The sequence below is a fragment of the Bradyrhizobium sp. genome (assembly GCF_019242285.1).
Taxonomy (GTDB): domain Bacteria; phylum Pseudomonadota; class Alphaproteobacteria; order Rhizobiales; family Xanthobacteraceae; genus Bradyrhizobium.
Map to the genome: position 1 here is coordinate 1 of NZ_JAFAVV010000458.1, position 12,187 is coordinate 12,187.

The following is a 12,187-nucleotide window of genomic DNA, read 5'->3' on the forward strand; positions in this document are numbered from 1 at the left end:
GCGAGACCGTGCGCCCGGGCGCGTCGAGCACCTTGGCGTTGTTCGGGAACTTGTACTCGGGTGAACCAGATCAGCGCAGCCTGCATCCGGCAGGGATGGCGCCAAAAAGAAAAAGGGCCACTCCGGAGAGTGGCCCAAGTCCAGGGAGGAAACGTCCCATGAGGGACTTCGGGGATCAGGCCGCCCGCGGATCACGCGGCGACCTTCTCGATCGGGGAAAACGGCAGCCCCAGGCTCTCGGCCACCGCCTTGTAGGTCAGCCGGCCGCGGTGGACGTTGAGGCCCGCGCGCAGATGCGGATTTTCCAGCACGGCGGCAAACCCCTTGTTGGCGAGCGCGAGGCCGAACGGCAGCGTGGCGTTGTTGAGCGCCTGGCTCGAGGTGAGCGGCACGGCGCCGGGCATGTTGGCGACGCAATAGTGAATGACGCCGTCGACCTCATAGGTCGGCTCGGCATGCGTGGTCGGCCTCGAAGTCTCGAAGCAGCCGCCCTGGTCGATCGCGACGTCCACGATCACCGAGCCCTTGCGCATCGAGCCGAGCATCGCGCGGCTGACCAGCTTGGGCGCGCTCGCGCCCGGCACCAGCACCGCGCCGATCACAACATCGGCGGCAAACACCTCCTCCTCGACCGCATCCATGGTCGAGAAGCGGGTGCGTGCGCGCCCTGCGAACAGTTCATCGAGCTCGCGCAGGCGCGGGATCGAACGGTCGAGGATCGTCACCTCGGCGCCCAGACCGGCCGCCATGCGCGCCGCATGGGTGCCGACCACGCCGCCGCCGATCACCACGATGCGGGCGGGCGGAACGCCGGGTACGCCGCCGATCAGCAGCCCGCGGCCACCGGCGTGGCGCTTCAGCGCGGAGCCGGCGGCTTCGATCGCGAGCCGACCCGCGACCTCGCTCATGGGCGCGAGCAGCGGCAGCCCGCCATGGGCATCGGTGACGGTTTCGTAGGCGACCGCGGTGCAGCCCGACTTCATCAGGCCCTTCGCCTGCTCCGGATCGGGCGCGAGATGCAGATAGGTGAAGAGGATCTGGCCTTCCCGCAATTGCGTCCATTCCGACGGCTGCGGCTCCTTGACCTTGACGATCATCTCGCTCGCGGCAAACACCTCCGAAGCGGTGCCGGCGATCTCAGCACCCGCCTTGCGATAGAGGTCGTCGGCAGCGCCGATGCCGGCCCCGGCCCCCGTCTCCACCAGAACGCCGTGGCCGGCCGCCACATATTCGCGGACCGCGCTCGGCGTCAGCCCGACGCGGTATTCGTGCGTCTTGATCTCCTTGGGAACACCGACCCGCATGCTGCGATCTCCTTCGAATTGCGGCCGGAAGATACCATCGGCGCACCTTTGGTTTCCTGCAAAGTGACGAGGCGGAAGGCGGCCGGACGCAGGAAGCCTGCGCAATTTGCGCGTCTTGCGCACAGAAAGCGGCGTAACCGCGAACATCCGTTTGGTTTCCTTGGGCATTTCCGCTAGTTTGCGGGCACGCCGCTTGCATGACCCCGCGGACTGATTCCCCTGGAAACCGCCCCCTTGTCCCTCGACCGAATCGATATCGCCATTCTCGCGGAGCTCACCACCAATGCCCGCGCGAGCCACACCGAGCTCTCGGGCCGGGTCGGGCTGTCCTCGACCGCGCTGGCGCGGCGGCAGAAGACCCTGGAGGAGAACGGCTACATCAAGGGTTACCAGGCGACCCTCGATCTGTCGCGGTTCGGCCTCGGCACCACGGTGCTGGTCAGGATCGCACTCGACAGCCAGAGCGACGAGGCGCTCAGGACCTTCGAGGACGCCGTGGTGAAATGCCCGTCCGTGGTCCGCTGCTTCCTGATGTCCGGCACCGATGACTACATCCTGATCGTGATGGCCAGGGACATCGAGGACTTCGAGCGCATCCATCGCACCGAGCTGTCGCGCCTGCCGCGCGTCGCGCGGGTGCAGTCGAGCTTCGCGCTGCGCGAGGTGGTCAACCGCGCGGTGCCCAACGTGATCTTCGGCGATCTGCCGCGCAGGTCGCGGAACGGCTCGGCGATTCCGTAGAGGTCGCGCGCCCTCGCTCGAAACCTCGGGGCGTTTGCGTGAAAGGGACATCTTCCCGGCCATCCCGGGAACAATTCCCGCACGTGCGAGCCTTGAAGCCGCTTCAAACAAGCTGCACTTTGCCCGACAGAACGCCTGAAGGCGCATATCGGCTTTCGCTGGATTTCGGGGCCGAACCATATTCGGAGGAACGTCATGCGTGAGGCACAAGAACGACAGGCGAGATCGTTCGAACGAGCAAGCTTCTCGACATCTTGCGCGCGTATCCTGCTGACGGTCGCGGCGTGCCTTCCCGCCTTCGGCGCTCTGGCCGACGAAGCGTCCAGCGTTCCCCTTGCCGACCGGGCCGGCCCGCTGATCCCGCTGCCCGACGCGATGTCGCCCTGGAGCATGTTCATGCAGGCCGACATGGTCGTGAAGGCGGTGATGATCGGGCTCGCGCTGGCATCGGTCGCGACCTGGACCGTGCTCCTGGTCAAGACCATCCAGTTGCGGACGGCGCGCCGCGCCGCCCGCAATGCGTTGAGCACGATCCTTTCCGCCCGCGCACTGCTGGATGCGATCAGGCAGATCGGCGAACAGAGCAGCGCGGTCGGCCGCCTGCTTGCGGTGGCCGATGACGAGGTCGAGAAATCGCGCGGCCTTCCCGCCGACGGCATCAAGGAGCGCGTCGCCTGGCAGTTCGAACGGGTCGAGGCTGCCGCCGTCCACCGCATCGGGCGCGGCATGGGCGTGCTGGCGACGGTCGGCGCGGTCGCGCCGTTCGTCGGACTGTTCGGCACGGTCTGGGGCATCATGAACAGCTTCATCGGCATCTCGCGCGCCCACACCACGAACCTCGCGGTGGTCGCGCCCGGCATCGCGGAGGCACTGCTTGCGACCGCCTTCGGCCTTGCCGCCGCCATCCCCGCGGTCGTGATCTACAACGCGTTCGCGCGCGCCACCGGCAGCTATCGCGCAGCCCTCGCCGACTCCTCGGTCGCGATCCTGCGTCTCTTGAGCCGCGATCTCGACCGACAGTCCATGCCGATCGAGACCCGCCGCAATCTGCGCGCGGCCGACGCGCCGTCGCTGTCGATCGCGAATCCCGCGGAGTAGGCCGATGGCGATCAAGCTCGCCAGGCGCGACGACGAATTCGTGGAGACGCACGAGATCAATGTGACGCCGTTCATCGACGTCATGCTGGTGCTGCTCATCATCTTCATGGTCGCGGCGCCTTTGGCGACCGTCGACGTCCCGGTCAATCTGCCATCGGCGTCCGTCGAGCCGGCACCGCGGCAAGACAAGCCGATCTTCGTGACCTTCAAGGCCGACCATTCGCTCGCGGTCGACGATGAAACGGTGGCGCGTGACGACCTTGCCGCGGCACTCGATGCGGCGACCGGCGCCGACCACACGCAGCGGGTGCTGCTGCGCGCCGACCAGGCGCTGCCATATGGCGAGGTCATGGCGCTGATGAACGCGCTGCGCAACGCCGGATACACGAAAGTCGCACTGGTGGCGCTCGAGATGCGGAGCACGCCGTGAGCGTGATGACGGCCGATCCGTTCGCGCCGGAGCCGAGAGAGACGGCGCTGTGGACCTTTGCCGCGCTGTTCGTAGCAGTCCTCCATATCGGGCTTGCAGTGACCTACCTGCTGCTCAGGCCCGCGCCGGAGGGACGCGCCGAGGCGCCGGTGATCGACGTCGCCTTCATGCCGGCCGAGAGCAAGCCCGCCCCCGCCGCGCCTGAAGCCTTGCCGGCCGAGCCGGTGCCGCCGGTCGAGCGGTCCGCGATCGAGCCGCCAAAGGAGGAGCCGATCGTATCCCAGCAGGCGCTTGCGGAGCCCGTGCCGCCGGTGAAGGCGGAGCCCGTGCCGCAGCCCGAACCGCCTCCGCCTGTCGCGCTCACAGCGCAAGAGCCGGCGGCAGAGCCGCCGTCCACCGATCAGCTCACCGTCGCGCCACCTCCGCCCCCCAAACCCGCCGAGACAACTCCGGAATCCAAGAAGCCGGTCGCCGGGCCGGAGAAGGCGGAGCGCAAACCGGCTCATGAGGAAAAGGAGAAGGCGGAGAAGCGCAAGGAGGCACAAGCAAAACCTGCGGCTGCGCCGGGGAGCAAGCCGACGCGCATCGCGCTCGCGCCCAATCCCGGTGCGGAAAGCGCAGGATCGAGAGAAGCCGCGGCCACCTGGAAGAGCGAGGTGCTGTCGCGAATCCGAAGCGCTGCCAGCTATGCGACCAACGGCAACCGGGACAGCGGCACGGCTCAGGTCAACTTCACCGTTGCCCGCAACGGGCGCGTGGTCTCGCGCCGCCTCGCCGGCAGCTCCGGCTCGCCGGCGCTCGACAGCGCCGCGATGTCCGTCATCGAGCGGGCGCAGCCGTTCCCGCCTTTTCCCGCCGGCATGACCCAAGCACAGATCGCGCTGACGGTCCCCTTGCACCTGCACCCGCGGTGAGCGCGCGCATCTCGCCGCCATCGGGAAAATGTCCCTCCTTGCCGGAGAAAAATCCTGGTTGCGGCGAATGAGCCACCTCACTAGCACTGTCTCCATGTAAGAATAATTTCGTTCGATCGGCGCGGTCGAAGGTGAGTTTGGGGGACGTGTTGACCTGGCTGAAAGCGCTGAAGCGCGCGCTGCTACTGACTTGTGTGGTGGTTCCTGAAGCCACTCTGGCGCAGGAGGCCCTGCCCACCGTCGAGGTCGTGGGTGTCGCGCCAGTGCCGGGCGCCGAGATCGACAAGGACAAGGTTCCGTCCAACGTGCAGAGCATCGGGGCCGCCGACCTCGACCACACCAAGGCACCGTCGCTGCTGGACGGCATGGTACAGTCCCTTCCCGGCGTCTCCCTGAGCGACCAGTCCGGCAACGCCTTCCAGCGCAATCTCGACTATCGCGGCTTCACCGCCTCGCCGGTGCCGGGGACCGTGCAGGGTCTCGCCGTCTACCAGAACGGCACCCGCATCAACGAAGCCTTCGGCGACGTCGTGAACTGGGACCTGATCCCGGAGATGGCGATCGCGCGCATGACCTTGATGCCGAACAATCCGCTGTTCGGGCTCAACGCCATCGGCGGCGCGCTGTCGGTCGACATGAAGAACGGCTTCAACTATCAGGGCACCGAGGCCGAGCTGTTCGGCGGCTCCTACGGACGGATCACCGGCGGCGCGCAGTCCGGCTACCAGAAGGACAACTGGTCCGCCTATGTCGCGGCCGACAGCACCTATGACAGGGGCTGGCGCGACTCCTCGTCGTCCTCGCAGATCCGGCGCATGTATGCCGATGTCGGCGTCCGCGGCGACCAGACCGAATTCCACGTCTCCTTCACCGGCGCCGACAACAAGCTCGGCGCCGTCGTCGCGACGCCCGTGGAGCTTTTGAACCAGCGCTGGTCGAGCGTCTACACCTGGCCGCAGACCACGCATCTGCAACTCGCCTTCCTGCAGGCGAACGGGAAGTGGACGCCGACCGACACGTTCTCGGTCCAGGCCAACGCCTATTTCCGCGGCTATCGCGCCTCCCATTTCGACGGCAACGGCACCGATGCCCAGGCCTGCGACGCCGGCGGGCCGCTCGCCGGCCAGCTCTGCATCGGCGACGGCATGACGGCGATCAACCAGAACATGCCGATCGCCAACACGCTTGCGGGCAACCTGGCGCTCGGCGAGATCGACCGCAACCAGACCAGCACCAACAGCTACGGCGGCTCGGTGCAGGCGACCAGCACCAGCCAGTGGTTCGGGCACGACAACCATTTCGTCGTCGGCACCAGCGTCGATCATGGCAGTACGAAGTTCACGACCTCGTCCGAGCTCGGCACCATCGACCAGAATTTCTTCGTCACCGGCACCGGCATCTTCATCGATCAGCCGCTCGCCGACCTGAGCCCGGTCAACCTCGCCACCCGCAACACCTATCTCGGCATCTACGCGACCGACACGTTCGACATCACCTCGCAGCTCTCCCTGACCGCGGGCGGCCGCTTCAACCTCGCCCAGATCAATCTGCAGGACCAGACCGGCACCAATCCGTTGCTGACGAGCAGCAACCAGTTCCAGCGTTTCAATCCGGTGATCGGCCTGACCTACAAGATCGCGCCCAGCATCAGCGCCTATGCCGGCTACTCGGAAGCGAACCGCGCGCCAACGCCGCTCGAGCTCGGCTGCGCCGACCCCGCGAGGCCTTGCCAGATCGACAACTTCCTGATCGCCGATCCGCCGCTGAAACAGGTGGTGTCGCACACCATCGAGGGCGGATTGCGCGGCGAAGTCTCGGGCGGTGGCGCCTACGCGGCCGACCTGCCGCGCAAGGCGCCGGCCAGCACGGTCGACAACGGCTGGAAGCTGCGCTGGGGCGTCAGTCTGTTCCGCACCGAGAACACCGACGACATCATCAGCATCGCCAGTGCCGTAGTGCCGAATTTCGGCTTCTTCCAGAATGCCGGCACCACGCTCAGGCAGGGCGTCGAGGCCAAGGTCGATCTGAGCTGGAACCGCTGGACCGCCTACGCCAACTACACCTTCGTCGACGCGACCTATCAGACCGCCCTGACGCTGTCGTCGCCGAACAACCCGATGGCCACGATCGATCCCGTCACCGGTGCGGCCAACATCTTCGTCACCCCCGGCGACCACATTCCGGGAATCCCGGCGCATCGCGTCAAGCTCGGCGCCGAATACGCCGCCACCGATTCCTGGAAGATCGGCGCCGACCTGAACTATGTCGGCAGCCAGTACCTGATCCACGACGACTCCAACCTCAATCCGAAGGTGCCGGCCTACTGGACCGTCAACATGCACAGCTCCTACCAGGTGACCAAGAACGTCGAGGTATTCGGGCTGATCCAGAACCTGTTCAACCAGCGCTATTACGCGGCCGGCACGTTCTTCAACGCCGGCGGCTTCAACAATTCGACGCCCGGCGGCGCCAACCTGATGACGTTCAACGACCCCCGCACCTTCCTGCCCGGCAAGCCTTTTGCGATCTACGCCGGCGTGAAGGCGACGTTCTGAGATCGGATCAGCCGGTGGCGAGGTCATACGCGCGGACCGAGGCCCGCGCCGTCGCGCGTACCTCCTCCGCGGTCATTCCCGGGCGATAGAGGCTCGAGCCAAGCCCGAAGGCGCGGATGCCCGCGGCGACATAGGCGGCGAGGTTCTTGTCCGACACGCCGCCGACCGCCCCGACGACGACATCCTCCGGCAGCACGGCGAGCTGCGCGGCAATGCCGGACGGGCCGAGCACCGATGCCGGAAAGAATTTCAGCGCGGATGCGCCACAGCGCAGCGCCAGCAGCGCCTCGGTCGGCGAGAACACGCCGGGCATGGTCACCATCCCCCGCGCCTGCGCCATCGCCAGCACGTCGGCGTCGACATTGGGGCTGACCATCAGCCGGCCACCCACGTCGGCCACCCGCGCACAATCTGCCGTGCTGAGCACAGTGCCCGCACCGATCAGGCCATCGGTGCCGAAACGCTTGCACAGCCGTTCGATCGACACGAACGGCTCGGGCGAATTCAATGGCACCTCGATCAGCTCGAAGCCGCTTTCGATCAGCGCCGCGACGATGCCTTCCGCTTCGTCCGGCGTCACCCCGCGCAGGATGGCGACGAGCGAACGCTTCAGCTTCGGCCAAGGAATTTGCAGAGGGATTTGCTGTGTCATGTTCGGGACTCCGCTCCCCAGATCTGGACGGCGGCCTTGGCAAGGCCGCGACGCGATGCCTGCTCGGCATCGATGGTGTCGACCTCAAAGCCGGATGCGGCCAGCGCCGCCTGGTAGAGCCGGCCGAGCGCGCCGGTGCCGATCAGGCGCAGCGGAAGCTGCGCGCCGAAACGCTGCGCGGCATCGGCGATCTCGCTTCCGATCAACAGACCGGACAGCCGCGCCGCGCCGTCGGCGCGCTGCTCGAAGCCGAGCAGTTGCGCCGCGCGCAGCCGGAACAGCGCCGCGGTCAATCCTGACGGCGCCGCCCGTGAGGCCATAAGGGCTTCGCGAAACGGCGCGCCATCTTCAGCAAGCGACCCTGCCACCTCGACCGCGTGCGTCAGGATGCTATGCTGGGAGATCACGGCGAACAATTCACCGGTCATGTAGGTGGAGAATGCGACGACGGCGCCGGCTTCGATCCTGATCCATTTGCTGTGGGTGCCGGGAATGCAGACGAGGCCGGTGAAGCCGGGCTCGGTGACGCCGAGCAGCTGCGTTTCCTCGCCTCGCATGACGTCAGGCTGGTCGGCGCGCGCCTGCGCGATGCCCGGCAGGATGCGGACGTCGCCGGGCGTATCGAGGCGGATCGCGCCCTCATGCAGCGCATCGAGCCGCGTCGGTGTCTTCAGATAGGGTGTCTCGGCCCAGCCTTGCCGCGCCCCGGCCATGCCGCAGATCAGCACAGGTAATTTGTCCGAGGCGCCGAGCCTTTCGAGATGATGATGCAACACCGGCGCAAAGCCGCTACCCGCACAATGCAGCATGCCTTCGCCGCCACGGCTCTCCGCCAGCACCGTGCCATCGGCCGCCATCAGCCAGCCGCGAAAGCTGCTGGTGCCCCAATCGACCGCGACGAAGGCGGGGCCGGGCTCGCGGACGTCGCCAGTCATCCCATGGCTCTCCTCGTTACCGAAACTTCCTGCTTCGCTTCTTCGGCTGCAAGAGACAATAGCGCAAATTGAAGGCAGAGGCGTGCGTTCCCGCAACGCTATTCGCGCCCAGGTTGTGCGAACGATCACCCTCGAAAAGCAAGAGGGCGCAGGGAAGACCGGGCACCGGCTGGTGCCCATGGCCCCCGTGCAACAGGAAAGCACGGGGTAGGAACCACAGGCTCAGCCGAGAATACCCGGCCTTCCCTGCGCGGTGGTGTTAACGCTTATGGCGTGCTCTCCCTGGTGACCGGGCTTTCTTGCCACCATCGAGCGCAGGATCATCACCTGCGCGCTTGATCCCAGCGTCGGGGGACCAGGACCACACGCTTTCGCCGTCCGCCTCGAGCGCGCTCGTCTCGCGCACCGAGGCGTCCACCGCATCCCGCCGCCAACGTTCGTGACGATCGCGAAGCGCCCCTCTTGTGGCGGCGAGACGGCGGATGATTTAGTTCATTTCGGAAAACATGAAAACAGAAATATTTTCGCCGGAAGATCTGGACAGCACCAACCGGCTTGAGTCCGCTTACGAATTTGCCCGGCCGGCGCAGGCGGGTTTTCGGCTCGGACGACGGATGAGCAGGCGCACACCGGCGTCCACTCCACTGATTCGCCTCGGCGTGTTGGAACACGGCCCGTCTGCTGACCGCTCCAGAGCTTTTTCCGTTCCGCTGGAATCGGAACGGAAGCTCTAGCTCCTTTGTTTTGACGTGTTTTCTTCACGCGAAACCGGTATCCACTTCGCTCGAAAACGCTCTATGAAGACTTGGCCTGCGCCCTTCGCGCAGCGTCGGCGCGGTCTGCCGCATTTTCGATCCTGACGAGCTCTTCATCGAACAGCATCTGCAAATGCCGGGTCCCGCGCCAAAGCCAGCCGGCAATCAGCAGGCCCGGCAGCAGCAGGACGAGCGCCAGGGCCACGGTGACGATGCGGACGTCGGCAGTCGCGTTCTCGAACGCGGCGGCAGCCAGCACCAGCAGTCCGATGGCCATGTCGACGATCATCACCATGATGAGCACGGATTGCAGCCACGTGCGGCCGACGATCAGGCGAACCCTCTGCGCCAGCGGCAGCAGGAATCGCTCGTTGGTACTGTGGTTCTTGGCCAGCACATACGGACCATGACGCTTCAGAAACCACCTGGCGCGCGGCAGGGCAAACAGGGCGATCACGCCGAACAGCAGCATGAGAACGCCGGTGCCGGCGCTCGCTGCGAACATGACGATGAAGCTGCCCAGGATGCAGGCCAGCGCCGCCCACTTCATCCATTCGAGACGCGCGGCGCGCTTCGATCCGGCCTCATCCTCCGCAGCCGATACGATGGTCACGATATGTCCGGGGGCGGCCGGCAGGCGCGCACCCACCAGATGGAACGCACGCGTTTCGGCACCGCGCCTGAGAAGGAATTCCCAGTGCTCGACCGAGCCAATTCCATCGCTCCCGATCCTGACGGGCTCCGTATGGACCGAACCGGACTGGTACTCGCCCTGAAATATGTCGAAGATGATCTGACGCCCGCACGGCGTACTGAAGCTGAATGGGCTCGTCAACGACAAGCCGGCCACCGGGATCTCCAGGGAATACGAAGCGAGCCGAGGCAGCGTCAAAAACGATCGCAGCGATTATATGGCAAAGCCGCGCCGTCATCGTCCAGCAACCGTAGCCCGCATGAGCGAAGCGACATGCGGGGACACATCTCCCGGATTTCGCTGCGCTCATCCGGGCTACGGAGCCGACCGTGAGACCTGCGGCACGGCCTCGACCAGCTCTCGGGTGTAGTCGGTCCGCGGATGATCGAACAGCGTCCGGCTCTCACCCTGCTCGACGATGACGCCGGTGCGCAGCACGATGGTGCGGTCGCACATCATGCGCACCACGTTGAGGTCATGGCTCACGAACAGCAAGGCGAGATGGTCCTCGCGGCGCAGCCGGTCGAGCAGTTGCAGCACCACCGCCTGCACCGAGACGTCGAGCGCGGCGGTGGGCTCGTCGAGCACGAGCAGCCGCGGCCGGCAGGCGATGGCGCGGGCAATGCCGACGCGCGCCTTCTGGCCGCCGGAAAGCTGGTGCGGAAAGCGCGGCAACAATTCCCGCGGCAGCCCGACGCGATCGGCGCACGCCTCGACGCGGCGGCGCAACGCGTCGCCGGCGCGCATCCCCATCAACCGCAACAGCGGATGTGCGATGCAGTCGAAGGCGGTGAAGCGCGGGTTGAGGCTGTCGTTCGGGTCCTGGAAGACGATCTGGATGTCCTTGCGGAACGGCGAGCGATGGAAATCGCGCGCCGGAATCTTCGAGATCGACTCGCCGTCGAACAGGATTTCCCCGGCGCTCGGATCGATGAGGCGGCAGATCATGCGCGAGGTCGTGCTCTTGCCCGAGCCGGACTCTCCGACCAGGCCGACGCTCTCGCCGGCGCGCATGATTATGGAAAAATCGGCGACGGCGGCCGCGCCATCATCGAACCGCTTGGCGATGCTGTGCACGTCGAGGAGCGGCGGCGTACCCGGCGCCGGCGGCGGCAGCTCGGCAAGCTGCGGCAGCGCCTCGCCGTCAGGCACCAGGTCCTCGATCCGCGAGCTCGCGGTCGGCGAGGCCGCGACCAGCCGCCTGGTGTAGGGATGTCGCGGCGCGTGAAACAGCGTCGGCGGATCGGCTTCCTCGACCAGCCGCCCCTGCTCCATCACCACGATGCGGCGGCAATAGCGCGCGGCAAGCCCGAGATCATGGGTGATCAGGATCGTCGCCATGCCGCGCTCGGCGGCTATTCCTGCGAGCAGGTCCATCACCACCTTCTGGGTGGTGACGTCGAGACCGGTGGTCGGCTCGTCGGCGATCAGGAGCTCGGGACCGCAGGAGATCGCGATCGCGATCATGGCGCGCTGGCACATCCCGCCCGAGAGCTCGTGCGGATAGGCATTCATGCGCCGCTCGGGATCGCGGATCTGCACGGCGCGCAACAATTTCAGCGCCTCGGCGCGCGCCTCCTGCCGCGAGATGCGCCGGTGCGCCAGAATGGCGTCGGCGATCTGCTGGCCGACGCTGCGGATCGGATTGAGCGCCGCGCGCGGGTTCTGGAAGATCATCGCCATCGCGGCGCCGTGCAGGCTGCGCAAGTCTCCGGCCGACGCCCTGGTGATGTCCTGGCCCTTGAAGCAGATGCGACCGCCGGCGACGCGGCCCGCGCGGTCGAGCAGCCCGGTGACGGCAAAGCCGGTCACCGACTTGCCGGAGCCGCTTTCGCCGACCAGGCCGAGCATCTCGCCCGGCTGCAACGAGAGCGAAACACCGCGCACCGCTTCGACCAGCCCGCGGCGCGTCGAGAAGGTGACGTGCAGGTCCTCGATCTCCAGCAGCGGACCGCTCATGTGCGCATCCGGGGATCGAGAATGTCGCGCAGGCCGTCGCCGAGCAGGTTGAAGCAGAGCACGCTCAGCATCAGGGCGAGCCCGGGAAAGGTCACCAGCCACCAGCGCCCGGTCGAGATGAAGCGCGCGCCTTCGGCGACCATGATGCCC

At 66.7% G+C, this 12,187-nt stretch carries 10 protein-coding genes and 1 pseudogene; 5 read left to right on the plus strand and 6 right to left on the minus strand.

Annotated elements, in window-relative coordinates; translation table 11 throughout:
- Window positions 1-191: 191 nt before the first annotated feature.
- Window positions 192-1,304, minus strand: coding sequence for an alanine dehydrogenase (ald, locus tag JOY90_RS17980; RefSeq protein ID WP_291692462.1), 1,113 nt, complete (start codon window positions 1,302-1,304; stop codon window positions 192-194).
- A 234-nt stretch (window positions 1,305-1,538) separates the two neighbouring features.
- On the opposite strand from ald, the gene JOY90_RS17985 reads away from it, so the two are divergent.
- The 5 genes from JOY90_RS17985 (at window position 1,539) to JOY90_RS18005 (ending at window position 7,042) form a co-directional block, all read left to right on the plus strand.
- Complete coding sequence (locus JOY90_RS17985; RefSeq protein ID WP_291692463.1) at window positions 1,539-2,045, plus strand: Lrp/AsnC family transcriptional regulator; 507 nt, start codon at window positions 1,539-1,541, stop codon at window positions 2,043-2,045.
- Window positions 2,046-2,420: 375 nt separating this feature from the next.
- The gene (exbB, locus tag JOY90_RS17990) at window positions 2,421-3,143 is read left to right on the plus strand and encodes a tonB-system energizer ExbB (RefSeq protein ID WP_367276962.1); all 723 of its coding nucleotides are present in this window, start codon (window positions 2,421-2,423) and stop codon (window positions 3,141-3,143) included.
- 4 nt (window positions 3,144-3,147) lie between these two features.
- Window positions 3,148-3,573, plus strand: coding sequence for a TonB system transport protein ExbD (exbD, locus tag JOY90_RS17995; RefSeq protein ID WP_291692465.1), 426 nt, complete (start codon window positions 3,148-3,150; stop codon window positions 3,571-3,573).
- 5 nt (window positions 3,574-3,578) lie between these two features.
- A complete protein-coding gene (locus JOY90_RS18000; RefSeq protein ID WP_367276963.1) occupies window positions 3,579-4,487 on the plus strand; it encodes an energy transducer TonB in 909 nt (302 codons plus the stop codon).
- 149 nt (window positions 4,488-4,636) lie between these two features.
- Window positions 4,637-7,042, plus strand: coding sequence for a TonB-dependent receptor (locus tag JOY90_RS18005; protein WP_291692467.1), 2,406 nt, complete (start codon window positions 4,637-4,639; stop codon window positions 7,040-7,042).
- Between the two features lie 7 nt (window positions 7,043-7,049).
- On the opposite strand, the gene JOY90_RS18010 is transcribed toward JOY90_RS18005, so the two are convergent.
- The 5 genes and pseudogenes from JOY90_RS18010 to JOY90_RS18030 all read right to left on the minus strand — a co-directional run.
- A complete protein-coding gene (locus JOY90_RS18010) occupies window positions 7,050-7,694 on the minus strand; it encodes a 2-dehydro-3-deoxy-6-phosphogalactonate aldolase (protein WP_291692468.1) in 645 nt (214 codons plus the stop codon).
- Complete coding sequence (locus JOY90_RS18015; protein WP_291692469.1) at window positions 7,691-8,629, minus strand: 2-dehydro-3-deoxygalactonokinase; 939 nt, start codon at window positions 8,627-8,629, stop codon at window positions 7,691-7,693. The genes JOY90_RS18010 and JOY90_RS18015 overlap by 4 nt, the downstream gene beginning before the upstream one ends.
- A gap of 795 nt (window positions 8,630-9,424) precedes the next feature.
- Window positions 9,425-10,234: a hypothetical protein gene (locus tag JOY90_RS18020; protein ID WP_291692470.1), complete on the minus strand. Its 810-nt coding sequence runs from the start codon at window positions 10,232-10,234 to the stop codon at window positions 9,425-9,427.
- Between the two features lie 159 nt (window positions 10,235-10,393).
- Window positions 10,394-12,037 (minus strand): ABC transporter ATP-binding protein, encoded by a 1,644-nt coding sequence (locus JOY90_RS18025; RefSeq protein WP_291692471.1) that lies wholly within the window; start codon window positions 12,035-12,037, stop codon window positions 10,394-10,396.
- A pseudogene (locus tag JOY90_RS18030) lies at window positions 12,034-12,187 on the minus strand (ABC transporter permease); the annotation flags it as partial. The pseudogene JOY90_RS18030 and the gene JOY90_RS18025, both read right to left, overlap by 4 nt.